General features: G+C 56.5%; 18 protein-coding genes. 11 read left to right on the top strand and 7 right to left on the bottom strand.

Annotated elements, in window-relative coordinates:
• Positions 1-179: 179 nt before the first annotated feature.
• Positions 180-2,459 carry an NADP-dependent oxaloacetate-decarboxylating malate dehydrogenase gene (gene maeB / locus NI40_RS16145; protein ID WP_023308741.1) on the top strand — a complete coding sequence of 760 codons (2,280 nt, stop codon included), beginning with the start codon at positions 180-182 and terminating at the stop codon, positions 2,457-2,459.
• Positions 2,460-2,506: 47 nt separating this feature from the next.
• On the opposite strand, the gene hemF is transcribed toward maeB, so the two are convergent.
• A complete protein-coding gene (gene hemF / locus NI40_RS16140; RefSeq protein WP_039263704.1) occupies positions 2,507-3,406 on the bottom strand; it encodes an oxygen-dependent coproporphyrinogen oxidase in 900 nt (299 codons plus the stop codon).
• Positions 3,406-4,281 (bottom strand): N-acetylmuramoyl-L-alanine amidase AmiA, encoded by an 876-nt coding sequence (gene amiA, locus NI40_RS16135; protein ID WP_023308739.1) that lies wholly within the window; start codon positions 4,279-4,281, stop codon positions 3,406-3,408. The genes hemF and amiA overlap by 1 nt, the downstream gene beginning before the upstream one ends.
• Before the next feature lie 212 nt (positions 4,282-4,493).
• Between amiA and NI40_RS16130 the strand changes: the two genes are divergently transcribed.
• The 10 genes from NI40_RS16130 to pdxK all read left to right on the top strand — a co-directional run bounded on the left by NI40_RS16130 (position 4,494) and on the right by pdxK (position 12,831).
• Positions 4,494-4,919, top strand: a complete 426-nt coding sequence (locus tag NI40_RS16130) for a GNAT family acetyltransferase (RefSeq protein ID WP_023308738.1) — start codon at positions 4,494-4,496, stop codon at positions 4,917-4,919.
• A complete protein-coding gene (locus tag NI40_RS16125; protein WP_039263703.1) occupies positions 4,906-5,355 on the top strand; it encodes a DUF2919 domain-containing protein in 450 nt (149 codons plus the stop codon). The genes NI40_RS16130 and NI40_RS16125 overlap by 14 nt, the downstream gene beginning before the upstream one ends.
• Before the next feature lie 63 nt (positions 5,356-5,418).
• Positions 5,419-5,994 (top strand): RpoE-regulated lipoprotein, encoded by a 576-nt coding sequence (locus tag NI40_RS16120; protein ID WP_039263702.1) that lies wholly within the window; start codon positions 5,419-5,421, stop codon positions 5,992-5,994.
• A gap of 92 nt (positions 5,995-6,086) precedes the next feature.
• On the top strand, positions 6,087-6,986 hold the full coding sequence (locus NI40_RS16115) for a Dyp-type peroxidase (protein WP_039263701.1): 900 nt from the start codon (positions 6,087-6,089) through the stop codon (positions 6,984-6,986).
• Between the two features lie 172 nt (positions 6,987-7,158).
• Complete coding sequence (locus NI40_RS16110) at positions 7,159-8,172, top strand: sulfate ABC transporter substrate-binding protein (protein ID WP_023308734.1); 1,014 nt, start codon at positions 7,159-7,161, stop codon at positions 8,170-8,172.
• Positions 8,172-9,005 (top strand): sulfate/thiosulfate ABC transporter permease CysT, encoded by an 834-nt coding sequence (gene cysT / locus NI40_RS16105; protein WP_004123378.1) that lies wholly within the window; start codon positions 8,172-8,174, stop codon positions 9,003-9,005. Before NI40_RS16110 ends, cysT begins: the two co-directional genes overlap by 1 nt.
• Positions 9,005-9,880 (top strand): sulfate/thiosulfate ABC transporter permease CysW, encoded by an 876-nt coding sequence (gene cysW, locus NI40_RS16100; RefSeq protein ID WP_023308733.1) that lies wholly within the window; start codon positions 9,005-9,007, stop codon positions 9,878-9,880. Before cysT ends, cysW begins: the two co-directional genes overlap by 1 nt.
• Entirely contained in the window at positions 9,870-10,964 is a 1,095-nt protein-coding gene (gene cysA / locus NI40_RS16095) for a sulfate/thiosulfate ABC transporter ATP-binding protein CysA (RefSeq protein WP_008501607.1), read from the top strand. The genes cysW and cysA overlap by 11 nt, the downstream gene beginning before the upstream one ends.
• 113 nt (positions 10,965-11,077) lie before the next feature.
• Complete coding sequence (cysM, locus tag NI40_RS16090; protein ID WP_039263700.1) at positions 11,078-11,989, top strand: cysteine synthase CysM; 912 nt, start codon at positions 11,078-11,080, stop codon at positions 11,987-11,989.
• Between the two features lie 5 nt (positions 11,990-11,994).
• Positions 11,995-12,831 (top strand): pyridoxine/pyridoxal/pyridoxamine kinase, encoded by an 837-nt coding sequence (gene pdxK / locus NI40_RS16085; RefSeq protein WP_039263699.1) that lies wholly within the window; start codon positions 11,995-11,997, stop codon positions 12,829-12,831.
• A gap of 44 nt (positions 12,832-12,875) precedes the next feature.
• Here the strand turns inward: pdxK and crr are convergent, their stop codons facing one another.
• From crr to cysZ, 5 genes are all read right to left on the bottom strand, one after another.
• Positions 12,876-13,385 carry a PTS glucose transporter subunit IIA gene (gene crr, locus NI40_RS16080; RefSeq protein WP_003861316.1) on the bottom strand — a complete coding sequence of 170 codons (510 nt, stop codon included), beginning with the start codon at positions 13,383-13,385 and terminating at the stop codon, positions 12,876-12,878.
• A gap of 40 nt (positions 13,386-13,425) precedes the next feature.
• Complete coding sequence (gene ptsI / locus NI40_RS16075; RefSeq protein WP_023332954.1) at positions 13,426-15,153, bottom strand: phosphoenolpyruvate-protein phosphotransferase PtsI; 1,728 nt, start codon at positions 15,151-15,153, stop codon at positions 13,426-13,428.
• A gap of 44 nt (positions 15,154-15,197) precedes the next feature.
• Positions 15,198-15,455: a phosphocarrier protein Hpr gene (ptsH, locus tag NI40_RS16070; RefSeq protein WP_000487600.1), complete on the bottom strand. Its 258-nt coding sequence runs from the start codon at positions 15,453-15,455 to the stop codon at positions 15,198-15,200.
• A 317-nt stretch (positions 15,456-15,772) separates the two neighbouring features.
• The gene (gene cysK / locus NI40_RS16065; RefSeq protein WP_014884739.1) at positions 15,773-16,744 is read right to left on the bottom strand and encodes a cysteine synthase A; all 972 of its coding nucleotides are present in this window, start codon (positions 16,742-16,744) and stop codon (positions 15,773-15,775) included.
• Positions 16,745-16,907: 163 nt separating this feature from the next.
• A complete protein-coding gene (cysZ, locus tag NI40_RS16060) occupies positions 16,908-17,669 on the bottom strand; it encodes a sulfate transporter CysZ (protein ID WP_039263698.1) in 762 nt (253 codons plus the stop codon).
• Between the last annotated feature and the right edge of the window lie 175 nt (positions 17,670-17,844).

Here is a 17,844-nt window from a genome sequence, read left to right as displayed (position 1 = left end):
TTTTGAGACGGGTAACATGGCTGTTATAAATTGATAACAATTTTTAATGTGTGATGGTGAGAGTTTGGCTGCCTTCAAAGTTTAGGAGGCGGCCTGAGGCGATACTAGGCGGCACACCAGGGTGTGCATCAGGATCGCTTACGTCACCCTTTTGACCGATACGTGAAAGGAAAAATAAGATGGATGAGCAGTTGAAACAGAGTGCCCTCGATTTTCACGAGTTCCCTGTCCCGGGCAAAATCCAGGTCTCCCCAACCAAGCCGCTGGCAACCCAGCGCGATCTGGCGCTGGCCTATTCGCCGGGCGTCGCAGCCCCGTGTCTGGAAATCGAAAAAGACCCGCTGGCGGCCTACAAATATACCGCGCGCGGCAACCTTGTCGCCGTGATCTCTAACGGCACGGCGGTGCTGGGGCTGGGCAACATCGGCGCGCTGGCCGGTAAGCCGGTGATGGAAGGGAAGGGGGTACTGTTCAAGAAATTCGCCGGTATCGACGTGTTCGATATCGAGGTGGACGAACTCGATCCTGACAAATTCATCAACGTGGTGGCCGCGCTGGAGCCGACCTTCGGCGGGATTAACCTGGAAGACATCAAAGCGCCGGAATGTTTCTATATCGAGCAGAAGCTGCGCGAGCGTATGAACATTCCCGTGTTCCATGATGACCAGCACGGAACCGCGATTATCAGCACCGCCGCGATTCTCAACGGCCTGCGCGTGGTAGAGAAAAATCTCTCCGACGTGCGCATGGTGGTCTCTGGCGCAGGCGCCGCGGCCATCGCCTGTATGAACCTGCTGGTGGCGCTGGGTATGCAGAAACACAACATTGTGGTCTGCGACTCCAAGGGCGTTATCTATAAAGACCGCGAGCCGAACATGGCTGAAACCAAAGCGGCGTACGCGGTCGACGACGACGGTAAACGCACCCTGGACGACGTGATTGACGGCGCGGATATCTTCCTCGGCTGCTCCGGTCCGAAAGTGTTGACCCAGGAGATGGTGAAGAAGATGGCGCGTGCGCCAATGATCCTGGCCCTGGCGAACCCGGAACCGGAAATCCTGCCGCCGCTGGCGAAAGCGGTGCGCGAAGACGCCATCATCTGTACCGGCCGTTCGGACTACCCGAACCAGGTCAACAACGTGCTCTGCTTCCCGTTCATCTTCCGCGGTGCGCTGGACGTCGGCGCAACGGCGATCAACGAAGAGATGAAGCTTGCCGCCGTTCACGCCATCGCGGAGCTTGCCCACGCCGAGCAGAGCGAAGTGGTCGCGTCTGCGTACGGCGATCAGGATCTGAGCTTCGGCCCGGACTACATCATTCCGAAACCGTTCGACCCGCGTCTGATTGTTAAAATTGCCCCTGCGGTGGCCAAAGCGGCGATGGACTCCGGCGTAGCGACGCGTCCGATTCACGATTTCGACGCTTACGTCGATAAGCTCACCGAGTTTGTCTATAAAACGAACCTGTTCATGAAGCCGATCTTCTCTCAGGCCCGCGCCGACGCGAAGCGCGTGGTGCTGGCGGAAGGGGAAGAGGCGCGCGTGCTGCACGCCACCCAGGAGCTGATCACCTTAGGCCTGGCGAAACCGATCCTGATTGGTCGTCCGAGCGTGATTGAAATGCGTATCCAGAAGCTGGGCCTGCAGATTAAGCCGGGCGTCGACTTCGAGATCGTTAACAACGAATCCGATCCGCGCTTCAAAGAGTACTGGAGCGAATACTACGCGATCATGAAGCGCCGGGGGATCACCCAGGAGCAGGCTCAGAAAGCGGTCATCAGCAACACGACGGTGATCGGCGCGATCATGGTGCATCGCGGCGAGGCGGACGCGCTGATCTGCGGCACCATCGGCGACTACCACGAGCACTTTAGCGTGGTGCAGGAGATCTTCGGCTATCGCGACGGCGTCCATACCGCCGGGGCGATGAACGCGCTGCTGCTGCCGAGCGGCAACACCTTTATTGCCGATACCTACGTTAACGACGATCCGACCCCGGACGAGCTGGCGGAGATCACCGTGATGGCCGCCGAGACCGTCCGTCGCTTTGGCATCGAGCCGAAGGTGGCGCTGCTGTCGCACTCTAACTTTGGTTCGTCTAAATCAGCGGCGGCGTGCAAAATGCGCCAGACGCTGGAGCTGGTGCGCGAGCGTGCGCCGGAGCTGATGATTGACGGGGAGATGCACGGCGACGCCGCGCTGGTGGAGAGCATCCGTAACGAACGTATGCCGGACAGCCCGCTGAAGGGATCGGCCAACATACTGATTATGCCTAACGTGGAAGCGGCGCGTATCAGCTACAACCTGCTGCGCGTCTCCAGCTCTGAAGGGGTGACCGTAGGGCCGGTACTGATGGGCGTGGCGAAACCGGTGCACGTGTTAACGCCGATTGCCTCTGTGCGTCGTATCGTGAACATGGTGGCGCTGGCGGTGGTTGAGGCGCAGACGCAGCCGCTGTAATTTTTACCCTCACCCTAACCCTCTCCCAAAGGGAGAGGGGATAAGGGCTACACCCAGTCCCGAACCTGAATAAACTCACGCAAGGCAGCCTCCGGGCTGCCTTCTTTTGGCTCGTAGCAGTACTCCCAGCGTACCAGCGGCGGCATCGACATCAGAATCGACTCCGTGCGCCCGCCGGTCTGCAGGCCGAACAGCGTCCCGCGATCCCACACCAGGTTGAACTCCACGTAGCGCCCGCGGCGGTAAAGCTGGAACTCGCGCTCGCGCACGCCGTAGTCGGTATTTTTACGGCGCTCGACAATCGGCAGATAGGCGTCGGTATAGCCTTCGCCTACCGCGCGCATAAAGCTGAACGCGGTATCAAAATCAGGCGCGTTGAGATCATCAAAGAACAGCCCGCCGATGCCGCGCTGCTCGTCGCGGTGCTTCAGGTAAAAGTAGTCATCGCACCACTTTTTAAATTTCGGGTAGACGTCTTCGCCAAACGGTAGGCAAAGATCCCGCGCGGTGGTGTGCCAGTGCACGGCATCTTCTTCGAAGCCGTAGTATGGCGTTAAATCGAAACCGCCGCCGAACCACCAGACCGGGTCGGCGCCTGGTTTTTCCGCAATGAAAAAGCGCACGTTGGCGTGGCTCGTCGGCACGAACGGGTTGTGCGGGTGCACTACCAGCGAAACGCCCATCGCCTCGAAGCTACGGCCCGCCAGTTCAGGACGATGCGCCGTCGCAGATGCGGGCATGGCGTCGCCGTGAACGTGGGAAAAATTCACGCCTGCCTGTTCGAAGATGCCGCCGTTTCGCAGCACGCGGCTGCGCCCGCCGCCTCCGGCCTCGCGCTGCCAGTTATCTTCCTGAAATTCACCGCCGTCTGCGGCAGCCAGTTTCTGGCAGATCTCATCCTGCAGCTGCAGCAGGAAGGTTTTGACCAGTTGAGCATCGGGTTTCATCAACGTTTCCTGGAGTGCGCTTTTTGGTTATCGAACCAGTTGAAGTAACTGATAATGCCGGAGGCGATAGCGTTGGCGATCTTCTGACGAAACGCCGTGGTGCCGAGGAGCCGCTCTTCTTCCGGGTTGGTAATAAAGGACGTTTCCACCAGCACGGACGGGATGGACGGCGACTTCAGCACCACGAATGCCGCCTGCTCGGTGCCTTTACTGTGCAGACGATGCACTGGCTTAATCTTCTTCAGAATATGCGAGCCGAGCGTCAGGCTGTTTTTAATCGTATCCGTCTGCACGAGGTCGAACAGCACCTGCTGTAGCAGATGATCTTTGTCGGTGGCTTTTTTCCCGGCGACTTCATCCGCCCGGTTTTCGCGGTCGGAGAGGTATTTTGCCATGGCGCTACTGGCACCACGGTTAGAGAGTGCAAACACCGAGGCGCCTGCCGCAGAAGGGTTGGTAAAGCCGTCGGCGTGAATCGACATAAACAGATCCGCACCGTGCTGGTGGGCGATCTCAACGCGGTCATACAGCGGAATAAAGGTGTCGCCAGAGCGCGTCAGACGGGCGTCAATGCCGTTGCTGCGTAAAATTGCGCGCACATTTTTTGCAATTGCCAGCACGACGTGTTTTTCTTTTGACCCGTTTTTGCCGATGGCGCCGGTATCAATACCGCCGTGGCCCGGGTCGAGCATTACCAGACGCTTCGCGCCCGGCTTTTTGGTTTTCGGTTTGCTGTGTCCGTTACTGGTTTTGAGCGTGCTCTCGTCTTTCGCCTGAGCCTGCTTTGCGATGCCCGTTAACGTTAAGGCCGCCAGCCCCGCTTTGAGAACCTGACGACGCGATGTGAGTGCTTTTAATGGTTTGAATGTGCTCATGCGGCCTGAATACTAAAAAATGGGGTCCTGGTGTTATATCGTATCGTGTTTCCCGTTACGACAGTCCATGTTGAGAATTGTTTTACTTTTCATTTCAATACGTGACAAAGTGACATTATGCCAAATTTTGGCGAGATTTTCCCCGGTTATTGGCGAAAGGCGAGCTTCGCGCCATAATCACTGTTTTTAAACCCGAAAAGGCGGTTAATACCATGGAGATACGCGTTTTTCGCCAGGAAGATTTCGAAGAGGTGATCACCCTTTGGGAGCGCTGCGATCTGCTGCGTCCGTGGAACGATCCGGAAATGGATATCGAACGTAAGGTGAATCACGACGTCAGTCTGTTTCTGGTCGCGGAAGTCAATGGCGAGGTTGTGGGGACGGTCATGGGCGGTTATGACGGCCACCGCGGCTCGGCCTATTATCTGGGCGTCCACCCGGAATACCGTGGCCGCGGCATTGCCAATGCGCTGCTGAACCGGCTCGAGAAGAAGCTGATCGCCCGCGGCTGCCCGAAAATCCAGATCATGGTACGGGAAGATAACGACGTGGTGCTGGGCATGTATGAGCGTCTGGGCTACGAGCATTCCGACGTGCTGAGTTTAGGAAAGCGTCTGATCGAAGATGAAGAGTACTGAGATCCATCCGGCAGACTATGACGCGCAGGGCCGCGTCAGGCTGCCCTTTTTATTCTGGTGCGTTCTGCTGCTCCAGGCCCGAACCTGGGTGCTGTTTGTGATGGCCGCCGCGTCGCGCGGGCAGGGTGACACGCTGCTGAATCTCTTTTATCCCGATCACGACGCCTTCTGGCTCGGCTTGCTGCCGGGCGTACCGGCGGTGGTCGCTTTTTTGTGCAGCGGACGACGGCATGCGATCCCACGTTTCTGGCGCGCGCTTCGCTGGCTGCTGATCCTCGCCCAGGTTGCGCTGCTCTTCTGGCAGCCGGTACTCTGGTGGTACGGTGAACCGCTGACGGGCACCGGCGTTGCGCTGGTGGTTGCCGATATTGTGGCGCTGCTGTGGCTGCTGACCAATCCGCGTCTTCGCGCCTGTTTTGCGCATCAGGATGATTAATCCGGCACTTTTTGCCGATGTCGCACTCCAACAAGCGTTGATTTAACAAGAAAGGACGTTTCAATGAAATCGCTGCGTTTACTTTTATGCGCTCTCCCGCTGGCGTTGACCGGCTGTTCGACGCTCTCCTCCATTAACTGGTCCGCCGCGTATCCGTGGAACTGGTTTGGCTCATCAACGGAAGTCACCGAGCAGGGCGTGGGGAAAATTACCGCCGCGACGGCGCTGGATCAGGACGCTATTCAGGATGCGCTCAGCGGCGATTACCGCCTGCGTAGCGGCATGAAAGCGGAGAATGGCAATATTGTTCGCTATTACGAAGCGCTGAAGGGCGACAAGCTGGCGCTGGTGATCAACGGTGACAAAGGCACGGTAAACCGAATTGCCGTGATGGATGAAGATATTCCGACGGCGAGCGGTGTGAAGGTGGGGACGGCGTTCAGCGACCTTTATAAGCAGGCCTTTGGCAACTGCACCAGCCTGCCGTCTGACGACAAGGTCGCGGTGGAATGTAAGGCTGAAGGCAGCCAGCACATCAGCTATGTCTTCACCGGAACCTGGAGCGGCCCGGAAGGTCTGATGCCGTCTGACGACACGCTCAGGAGCTGGAAAGTGAGCAAAATACTCTGGAAGCAGTAATTTGCGCCTGAACAAACCGCCTCGCTGAAATCCGGGTATAATAGCCGCCATCAATGCCACGCTGACGTGGCATCTTTATTTCAGGAGGAGCGATGTCTCAGGTTCAGAGTGGCATTTTGCCAGAACATTGCCGCGCGGCGATTTGGATTGAAGCCAATGTCAAAGGGGACGTGGATGCCCTGCGTGCGGCCAGTAAAGCGTTTGTTGATAAGCTGGCCACCTTCCAGGCCAAATTCCCGGAAGCGCACCTCGGCGCCGTTGTTGCCTTTGGCAATAACGTCTGGCGTCAGCTGAGCGGTGGCGAAGGGGCGGAAGAGCTAAAAGACTTCATCCCTTACGGCAAAGGTCTGGCTCCGGCAACCCAGTACGACGTGCTTATCCACATTCTCTCCCTGCGTCACGACGTGAACTTCTCCGTTGCCCAGGCGGCAGTAGCGGCCTTTGGCGACAGCATTGAGGTGCAGGAAGAGGTTCACGGCTTCCGCTGGGTGGAAGAGCGCGATCTAAGCGGATTCGTCGACGGGACCGAAAACCCGGCAGGCGAAGAGACGCGTCGTGAAGTCGCGGTAATCAAAGACGGCGTGGACGCGGGCGGCAGCTACGTGTTCGTGCAGCGCTGGGAGCACAACCTCAAGCAGCTTAACCGCATGAGCGTGCACGACCAGGAGATGATGATTGGCCGCACTAAAGAAGCCAACGAAGAGATCGACGGCGACGACCGTCCTGTGACCTCTCATCTGACCCGCGTTGACCTGAAAGAAGACGGTAAAGGGCTGAAGATTGTTCGCCAGAGCCTGCCGTACGGCACGGCAAGCGGCACGCACGGCCTCTACTTCTGCGCGTACTGCGCGCGCCTGTATAACATTGAGCAGCAGCTGCTGAGCATGTTCGGTGATACCGACGGCAAGCGCGACGCCATGTTGCGCTTCACCAAACCGGTGACCGGCGGCTACTACTTTGCGCCGTCCGTTGAGCGTCTGCTGGCGCTGTAATGTCCTTTCTCCCTCTCCCTGTGGGAGAGGGCCGGGGTGAGGGCATCAGGCCTCCCCCTTATTCCCTTTTCTGCTTCTAAATCACCAAACGGTATATAAAACCGTTACTCCTTTCATCCCCGTTATAAATATTATGACTATAAGATAGTCATCACATTTATAAGGGTGCGCAATGGCCGTTACTGTACTGAAAAAAGGAACTCTGGCGCTGGCAGGTTTACTGCTGGTGGCACAGGCGCAGGCGACTGAACTGTTAAACAGTTCGTATGACGTCTCCCGCGAGCTGTTTGCCGCCCTTAATCCACCGTTTGAACAGCAGTGGGCGAAAGACAATAACGGCGACAAGCTGACCATCAAGCAGTCCCACGCCGGGTCGTCCAAGCAGGCGCTGGCGATTTTGCAGGGCCTGAAAGCGGATGTGGTGACCTACAACCAGGTGACTGACGTGCAGATCCTGCACGACAAAGGCAAGCTGATCCCGGCAGACTGGCAGAGCCGACTGCCGAACAACAGCTCCCCGTTCTATTCCACCATGGGCTTCCTGGTGCGTAAGGGCAACCCGAAGAATATCCACGACTGGAGCGACCTGGTGCGTTCCGACGTGAAGCTGATTTTCCCGAATCCAAAAACTTCCGGTAACGCGCGTTATACCTATTTAGCCGCGTGGGGCGCGGCGGACAAGGCTGACGGTAACGATAAAGCCAAAACCGAGCAGTTCATGACCCAGTTCCTGAAAAACGTCGAAGTGTTTGATACCGGCGGCCGCGGGGCGACCACGACCTTCGCGGAGCGCGGTCTCGGCGACGTGCTGATCAGCTTTGAATCGGAAGTGAATAACATCCGCAAACAGTACGAAGCGCAGGGCTTCGAGGTCGTTATCCCGAAAACCAACATCCTGGCCGAGTTCCCGGTGGCGTGGGTGGATAAAAACGTGCAGGCGAACGGTACCGAGAAAGCGGCAAAAGCCTATCTCAACTACCTGTACAGCCCGCAGGCGCAGACCATCATTACCGATTACTACTACCGCGTGAATAACCCGGACGTAATGAACAAACTGAAAGATAAGTTCCCGCAGACCGATTTGTTCCGCGTGGAAGATCATTTCGGCTCCTGGCCTGATGTGATGAAAACGCATTTTGCCAGCGGCGGTGAGTTAGACAAACTGCTGGCGGCGGGGCATAAGTAATGTTTGCAGTTTCGACAAAACGCGTGCTGCCGGGCTTTACCTTAAGCCTCGGGACCAGCCTGCTGTTCGTCTGCCTGATCCTGCTGTTGCCGCTCAGCGCGCTGGTGATGCAGCTTGCTCAGATGAGCTGGGCGCAGTACTGGGACGTGGTCACCAACCCGCAGGTGGTGGCGGCCTACAAGGTGACGCTGCTGTCGGCGTTTGTCGCCTCCATTTTTAACGGCGTGTTTGGCCTGCTGATGGCGTGGATCTTAACCCGCTATCGCTTCCCGGGCCGCACGCTGCTTGACGCCCTGATGGATCTGCCGTTTGCGCTGCCGACGGCGGTGGCAGGCTTAACCCTCGCGTCGCTCTTCTCCGTGAACGGGCTGTACGGCGAGTGGCTGGCGAAATTCGACATCAAAGTGACCTACACCTGGCTCGGTATCGCGGTGGCGATGGCCTTTACCAGCATCCCGTTTGTGGTCCGTACCGTGCAGCCGGTGCTGGAAGAGTTGGGGCCGGAATACGAAGAAGCGGCGGAAACGCTGGGCGCCACGCGCTGGCAGAGCTTCCGCAAGGTGGTTCTGCCGGAGCTCTCTCCGGCGCTGATGGCGGGCGTCGCGCTGTCGTTTACCCGCAGCCTCGGTGAGTTCGGCGCGGTGATTTTTATCGCCGGGAACATCGCCTGGAAAACAGAAGTCACCTCGCTGATGATTTTCATCCGTTTGCAGGAGTTTGATTATCCGGCGGCGAGCGCGATTGCCTCGGTGATCCTGGCGGCCTCGCTGCTGCTGCTGTACTCGATTAACACTCTGCAAAGTCGCTTTGGTCGACGTGTGGTAGGTCACTGATGGCGGAAGTTACGCAATTGAAGCGATACGATGCACCCCGCATCAACTGGGGTAAATGGTTTCTGATTGGGGCGGGCGTGCTGGTTTCCGCCCTCATTCTCGTCGTGCCGACGGTTTATATCTTCGTTCAGGCGTTCAGCAAGGGCCTGATGCCCGCGCTGGAAAACCTGGCGAACCCGGATATGCTGCATGCCATCTGGCTGACCGTGCTGATTGCGCTGATCACCGTGCCGGTGAACCTCGTGTTCGGGACCCTGCTGGCCTGGCTGGTAACCCGCTTTAACTTCCCGGGACGTCAGCTGCTGCTGACCCTGCTGGACATTCCTTTCGCCGTATCGCCGGTGGTGGCGGGTCTGGTGTACCTGCTCTTTTACGGCTCCAACGGTCCGTTGGGCGGCTGGCTGGACGAGCATAACCTGCAGATCATGTTCGCCTGGCCGGGCATGGTGCTGGTCACCATCTTCGTGACCTGTCCGTTTGTGGTGCGTGAGCTGGTGCCGGTGATGTTAAGCCAGGGGAGCAACGAAGACGAAGCGGCGGTGCTGCTGGGCGCTTCCGGCTGGCAGATGTTCCGTCGCGTGACGCTGCCGAATATCCGCTGGGCGCTGCTTTACGGCGTGGTGCTGACCAACGCCCGCGCGATTGGTGAGTTCGGTGCCGTTTCCGTCGTCTCCGGCTCCATCCGGGGTGAAACCCTGTCGCTGCCGCTCCAGATTGAGCTGCTGCAGCAGGACTACAACACCATCGGCTCGTTTACTGCCGCAGCGTTGCTGACGCTGATGGCCATCTTGACCCTGTTTTTGAAGAGTGTGGTGCAGTGGCGTTTAGAAAATCAGGAAAAACGTCAGCATCAGGAGGGAAATCATGAGCATTGAGATTGCCAATATTAAGAAGTCTTTTGGTCGCACCCAGGTGCTGAATGATATCTCGCTGGATATCCCTTCCGGACAAATGGTGGCGCTGCTGGGGCCGTCCGGCTCGGGCAAAACCACGCTGCTGCGTATTATCGCCGGGCTTGAGCATCAGACCAGCGGGCACATCCGCTTTCACGGCACCGACGTGAGCCGTCTGCACGCCCGCGATCGTAAAGTAGGCTTTGTGTTCCAGCACTACGCGCTGTTCCGCCACATGACCGTGTTCGACAACATCGCGTTTGGCCTGACCGTGCTGCCGCGTCGCGAACGTCCGGATGCGGCAACTATTAAGGCGAAAGTGACCAAACTGCTGGAGATGGTGCAGCTGGCTCACCTGGCGGATCGTTTCCCGGCCCAGCTGTCCGGCGGGCAGAAACAGCGCGTGGCGCTGGCGCGCGCGCTGGCCGTTGAGCCTCAAATTCTGCTGCTGGATGAACCCTTCGGCGCGCTGGATGCGCAGGTGCGTAAAGAGCTGCGCCGCTGGCTGCGTCAGCTCCATGAAGAGCTGAAATTCACCAGCGTCTTCGTGACCCACGATCAGGAAGAGGCGATGGAAGTTGCGGATCGCGTGGTGGTCATGAGCCAGGGCAACATTGAGCAGGTTGACGAGCCGGAGCAGCTCTGGCGTGAACCGGCGACCCGCTTCGTGCTGGAGTTTATGGGCGAGGTAAACCGTCTGCAGGGCACTATTCGCGGCGGACAGTTCCACGTTGGCGCGCATCGCTGGCCGCTGGGCTATACCTCCGCGCATCAGGGGCCGGTCGATCTGTTCCTGCGTCCGTGGGAAGTGGACGTGAGCCGCCGAACCAGCCTGGATTCACCGCTGCCGGTGCAGGTGCTGGAAGCTAGCCCTAAAGGTCACTACACCCAATTGGTGGTACAGCCGCTGGGCTGGTATACCGAGCCGCTGACCGTGGTCATGCGCGACGACGTGCCGCCGCACCGGGGGGAGCGCCTGTTTGTTGGTTTGCAGCACGCCCGTATTTATCACGGGAAGGAGCGCATCGAGACGCGCGAGGATATTGCTCTGGCGGAGTCAGCCTGATAGGTTAGGATTACGTAGTTTTGCCGGGTGGCGCTGCGCTTACCCGGCCTACAATATGACGTCTGTAGGCCCGGTAAGCGAAGCGCCACCGGGCTTTTTATTGGACAGCGATCATGAATACATTAGAACACACCATCGGCAACACTCCTTTGGTCAAGCTTCAGCGCACGGGTCCGGACAACGGCAGCGAAATCTGGGTCAAACTCGAAGGCAATAACCCGGCGGGCTCGGTGAAAGACCGCGCGGCGCTGTCGATGATTGTCCAGGCCGAAAAACGCGGAGAAATTAAGCCAGGCGACGTGCTGATAGAGGCCACCAGCGGCAACACCGGTATCGCCCTGGCGATGATCGCCGCGCTGAAAGGCTACCGCATGAAGCTGCTGATGCCGGACAACATGAGCCAGGAGCGCCGCGCCGCGATGCGTGCCTACGGGGCCGAGCTGATTCTGGTGACCAAAGAGCAGGGAATGGAAGGCGCACGCGACTTAGCGCTGGAGATGGCCGGGCGCGGTGAAGGTAAACTGCTGGATCAGTTCAACAACCCGGACAACCCGTACGCGCACTACACCACCACCGGCCCGGAAATCTGGCAGCAAACCGACGGGCGTATCACCCATTTTGTCTCCAGCATGGGCACCACAGGCACCATTACCGGGGTATCGCGTTTTCTGCGCGAGCAGGAAAAAGCCGTCACCATCGTTGGCCTCCAGCCGGAAGAGGGGAGCAGCATTCCGGGTATTCGCCGCTGGCCGGCGGAGTATATGCCCGGCATCTTTAATGCGCAGCTGGTGGACCAGGTGCTGGATCTTCACCAGCGCGAGGCGGAAAATACCATGCGTGAGCTGGCCGTGCGCGAAGGTATCTTCTGCGGCGTCAGCTCGGGCGGCGCGGTAGCGGGGGCGATTCGGGTGGCGCAGGCAAACCCGGGGGCGGTAGTAGTGGCGATTATTTGCGATCGCGGCGATCGCTATCTGTCTACCGGCGTCTTTGGTGAAGAGAGTTATTCGCAGGGGGCGGGGATTTAAGCGTCATGGAGATGATTCTATTCCGGGATAACACCCGGGCGCAGCAAACCGACATTGTCGCAGTGCAGTCGCAGGTGGTTTACGGCAGCGTGGGGAACAGCATTGCGGTACCGAATATTCGTACCCACAGGCTGAACGTCACCGCCGTGCCGACGGTTCTGTTTAGCAACACGCCGCATTACGATACGTTTTATGGTGGGGTGATCCCCGACGAGTGGTTCAGCGGCTATCTTAAGGCACTGGAAGAACGCGAGATCCTGCGCGAGCTTAAAGCGGTCACCACCGGCTATATGGGCAGCGCCAGCCAGATCGTCCTGCTGGCTCAATGGCTGAAGGCGGTCAAAGCGCAGCATCCTGACCTGCTGGTGCTGGTCGACCCGGTTATCGGAGATATCGACAGCGGTATGTACGTCAAGCCCGAGATCCCGCAGGCGTATCGGGAGCACCTGCTGCCGCTGGCGCAGGGGATCACACCAAACGTCTATGAGCTGGAAGTGTTAAGCGGCAAACCGTGCCGTACGCCGGAAAGCGCCATCTCGGCGGCGCAGGGACTGCTCTCCGATAGCCTGAAATGGGTGGCGATCACCAGCGCGCCGGTGGCCGATGACCCGGAAAACATCCACGTAGTGTTGGTGACGAATGAAGGCGTGACCGTCAGCGCGCATCCGCGCGTAGAAACCGATCTGAAAGGGACGGGCGACCTGTTCTGTTCAGAGCTGGTGAGCGGAATTGTTGAGGGGAAAACCGTTGCCGACGCCATTCGCATGGCGGGCGATCGGGTGACTGACGTGATGCTCTATACCCAGTCGAAGGGCTACGACGAGCTTATCCTACCGGCATAAACAAAAATGGCGCCCGAAGGTGCCATTTTTCTGTGCGGCAAGAATTACTTCTTGATGCGGATAACCGGGGTTTCACCCACGGTGACGCTGCCAGACAGTTTGATCAGTTCTTTGATTTCGTCCATGTTGGAGATAACAACCGGCGTCAGGGTAGACTTGGCTTTTTCTTCCAGCAGTGGCAGATCGAATTCAATTACCGGGTCGCCAACTTTAACACGCTGGCCTTCTTCCGCGATACGTTTGAAGCCTTCGCCTTTCAGTTCAACGGTGTCGATACCGAAGTGAACGAACAGTTCGATACCGCTATCAGATTCGATAGAGAACGCATGGTTGGTTTCAAAAATTTTACCGATGGTGCCGTCAACTGGAGCAACCATTTTGTTGCCAGTTGGTTTGATAGCAATGCCATCACCAACGATTTTCTCAGCAAACACTACATCCGGCACGTCTTCGATGTTGACGATCTCGCCGGAGAGCGGAGCAACAATCTCAATAGTTCCGGAGTCTTTCTTATCATCAGAAACCAGAGATTTCAGTTTATCGAACAAACCCATGATCTTCTCCTAAGCAGTAATTTGGGCCGCATCTCGTGGATTAGCAGATTGTTTTTTCTTCAATGAACTTGTTAACCAGCGTCATTAACTCGTCCGTTGTCGGTTGAGCAAGAGCCTGCTCTGCTAACACCTTCGCATCTTCGAAGTTCGTGTTACGGATAATCTTCTTAATGCGCGGGATGGAAATGGCGCTCATAGAGAATTCGTCCAGACCCATACCCAGCAACAGAAGTGTAGCACGTTCGTCGCCTGCAAGCTCACCACACATGCCAGTCCATTTACCTTCTGCATGAGAAGCATCAATAACTTGCTTGATCAAGTTCAGTACGGACGGTGACATTGGCTGGTAGAGATGTGAAATCATATCATTACCACGGTCAACTGCCAGGGTGTACTGCGTTAAATCATTGGTGCCGATACTAAAGAAATCAACTTCTTTGGCTAAATGACGCGCAATGGTCGCCGCCGCAGGTGTTTCCACCATTACGCCGATCTCGATTGACTCGTCAAACGCTTTACCTTCGTCGCGCAGTTCCTGTTTGTAGATTTCGATCTCTTTCTTCAGTGCACGCACTTCTTCAACAGAGATGATCATCGGGAACATGATGCGCAGTTTACCGAAAGCAGAGGCACGCAGGATCGCGCGAACCTGGTCACGCAGGATCTCTTTACGATCCATCGCGATACGGATTGCACGCCAGCCCAGGAACGGGTTCTCTTCTTTCGGGAAGTTCATGTACGGCAGCTCTTTGTCGCCGCCGATGTCCATGGTACGGACGATAACCGCCTGAGAACCACACGCTTCAGCCACGGCTTTATAGGCAGCAAACTGCTCTTCTTCCGTTGGCAGCGCGTCGCGGTCCATGAACAGGAATTCTGTACGATAGAGACCTACGCCTTCCGCACCGTTGCGCTCAGCGCCATCAACGTCGCGGACGGTACCGATGTTTGCGCACACTTCTACCTGATGGCCGTCCAGGGTGATGGCTGGCAGGTCTTTCAGCTTAGCGAGTTCAGCTTTTTCAGTCGCAACCTGCTCCTGAACCGCGCGCAGTTTATCGATCTCTTCATTGGTTGGGTTGACGTAAACCAGATTGTTTACGGCATCCAGAATCAGATAGTCGCCGTTTTTCACCTGAGAGGTGACGCTACCGGTACCCACGATGGCAGGCAGTTCCAGAGAGCGCGCCATGATAGAGGTGTGAGAGGTACGGCCACCCGCGTCGGTGATGAAACCGAGGACCTTTTTCAGGTTCAGCTGTGCAGTTTCAGACGGGGTGAGGTCAGCGGCAACCAGGATAACTTCATCCTGAATCGCGCTCAGGTCGATAATGGCCAGACCCAGGATGTTGCGCAGCAGGCGCTTACCGATGTCACGTACGTCAGCCGCACGTTCTTTCAGGTATTCATCATCCAGTTCTTCCAGGGCAGTTGCCTGACCTTCGATAACTTCATGCGCAGCCGCGTCGGCCGTCATGCCTTTATCTTTAATCAGGGCTATGATTTCCTGCTCCAGCTCCTCATCTTCGAGCAGCATGATGTGCCCTTCGAAGATGGCTTCTTTTTCTTCACCGAAAGTTTCGCCAGCTTTAGTTTTGATTGCTTCCAGTTGCGCAGATGCCTTGGCACGACCGCTCAGAAAACGTTCAACTTCCTGATCAACCTTGTCGGCAGAAATTTTTTTCCGGTCGATGACGATCTCGTCTTCTTTCAGCAGCAGTGCTTTGCCGAAAGCGATACCCGGGGATGCTAAAATGCCTGAAATCATAACCCTACCTTACTTGTGACTGATATTTAAAAGAACCCGGAAACTTACTCGAGCTCAGCCATCAGTTTTACCAGATGCTCAACTGCTTTCTGCTCGTCTTCACCTTCTGCAGAGATGGTGACAACGGTGCCCTGAGTCAGGCCCAGAGTCTGCAGTTTGAACAGGCTTTTTGCGCTCGCGCTTTTGCCGTTGGAAGTCACAGTGATTTCAGAAGTGAAGCCTTTTGCTTCTTTAACAAACTGAGCAGCAGGGCGGGTGTGCAGACCGTTCGGAGCGGTAATGGTAACTTCTTGCTGGAACATTGTATTTCCCCAACTTATAGGTTTAGTGTTGTGGAACTAAAGTCTAGCCTGGCGACTGAACTTTAGCCTGTATTGTTAGCGCTGACGTTTCGATCGTCATTAAACATTATGCAGCGAAAGCAAGACTTGAACCAAATCATAAAATCGATTCAGCAAGGCTATTTCATTCACCGATTAATTTCACGCATCAAAATAATTGCTGGTTTAAATACCAGACCAAACGGGGTGAAGCAATGCCAGGAGGGGCAAAAGTTTGAAGCAGGCCACAAAAAAGCACCTGAAAAGGTGCTTTTTTACGCGTTATTAACATGCTGGCACTACTGTTGCAGCTCTTTTTCGGTAAACAGATCGGCAAACAGTGCGGTGCTCAAGTAACGCTCGCCCGAAGAAGGAAGGATAACCACAATATTCTTGTTGGTAAAGGCTTCATCTTCCTGAAGCTTGAGCGCTGCCGCAACGGCTGCACCGGAAGAGATACCCGCCAGAATGCCTTCTTCATCCATCAGGCGACGCGCGGTAGAAATGGCTTCTTCGTTAGTGATAGTCACCACTTTATCGATCAGCTTCAGATCCAGGTTGCCCGGAATGAAGCCTGCGCCAATACCCTGAATTTTATGCGGGCCTGGCTTAAGCTCTTCACCCGCCAGTGCCTGGGTGATAACCGGTGAGTCAGTTGGCTCAACGGCAACGGTGATCAGGTCTTTTTTACCCTTTGTGCCTTTAATATAGCGTGACACGCCGGTCAGCGTACCGCCGGTACCTACGCCGGAGATAAAGACGTCAACCTGGCCGTCGGTATCTTCCCAGATTTCCGGACCGGTGGTCTTCTCGTGAATTTCCGGGTTAGCCGGGTTGCTGAACTGCTGCAGCAGCAGATATTTCGCCGGATCGCTGGCCACAATCTCTTCAGCTTTCTGAATGGCGCCCTTCATGCCCTTCGCGCCTTCGGTCAGCACCAGGTTCGCGCCCAGCGCTTTGAGCAGCTTACGACGCTCAATGCTCATGGTTTCTGGCATGGTCAGCGTCAGCTTGTAGCCACGCGCGGCAGCCACATAGGCCAGAGCGATACCGGTGTTACCGCTGGTCGGTTCCACCAGCTCAACGCCAGGCTTCAGTACGCCACGTTTTTCAGCATCCCAAATCATGTTTGCACCGATACGGCATTTTACGCTGAAGCTCGGGTTACGTGATTCGACCTTCGCCAGAATGCGTCCATTACCGATACGGTTCAGTCGAACCAGGGGCGTATGACCGATAGTCAGCGAGTTGTCTTCATAAATCTTACTCATGGCCTGTCCTTAACTGTATGAAATTGGGATACCGACCCAGCATACCTGTTGAGCAGGTAGGGGGAAGTAAGGAATTCGCATATCTATATACTGCAAGGAAATAATGGGGATCAGCATGGAATAAGGGGCGGCATAAGCCACCCCTGCTTTACACATTTTTGCATTATTTCCATAACGCGTGCTTAGCACGGTAGCAGTCGACCCACATCGCCGTCGCGCCGCAGACGGCGACGGGCATGATGAACAGATTCAGGAAGGGAATCATGGTGAACAGGCTGGTCAGCGCGCCAAACTGCATGTTGGCGACCTTCTGGCTGCGCAGGGCGGTGCGCATCTCTTTAAACGGCACCTTGTGGTTATCGAACGGATAGTCGCAGTACTGGATGGCCAGCATCCAGGCGCTGAACAGGAACCACAGCACCGGCGCCACCGTCTGGCCAATGCCTGGCACAAAATAGAGGATAAGCAGCACGACCGCGCGGGGCAGGTACCAGGCAAACTTCTGCCACTCGCGCTTCATGATGCGTGGCAGGTCTTTCATGATCCCCAGCACGCCCGTGTCCGGTGGCGTCGCACCAGTAAGCCGCGCTTCCAGCTGTTCCGCCAGCAGACCGTTGAACGGTGCGGCTATCCAGTTGGCAATCGTCGAAAAGAAGTATCCAAACACCAGCAGCACGGAGATCACCGCCACCGGCCAGAGCAGGTAGTTAAGCCACTGCAGCCAGTCCGGCACGTAACTCATCAGCGATGGGATCCAGCTCTCCAGCTTTGTGAATAGCCACCAGAACGCGCCGCCCATCAGAATAATGTTGATCAACAGCGGCAGAATCACGAAGCGTCGAATCCCCGGCAGGGAGACCAGTTTCCAGCCCTGAGAAAAATACCAGACGCCGCTGCGCGGGGGAGAAGAAGATGTTGAAACCATAGCCAGGCTGTACTCCTTTTTACACAACCAGTGGAATTGCCCGCCTATATTATCCACTTACGGAGCAATGACCAGTTCGGAAATGTTCGAAAAACCAGCAAAAAGCACGATTTCCTTCATCTTTATGCTGTGAATGCTCTGCACACACTTGCACTTGACGTAAACGGCAAATACT

The sequence above is a fragment of the Enterobacter sp. E20 genome (genome assembly GCF_000801755.2).
Taxonomy (GTDB): Bacteria; Pseudomonadota; Gammaproteobacteria; order Enterobacterales; family Enterobacteriaceae; genus Enterobacter; species Enterobacter asburiae_B.
The sequence above is the reverse complement of the archived record's forward strand: the minus strand, read 5'-3'. Positions and strand labels throughout refer to the sequence as shown.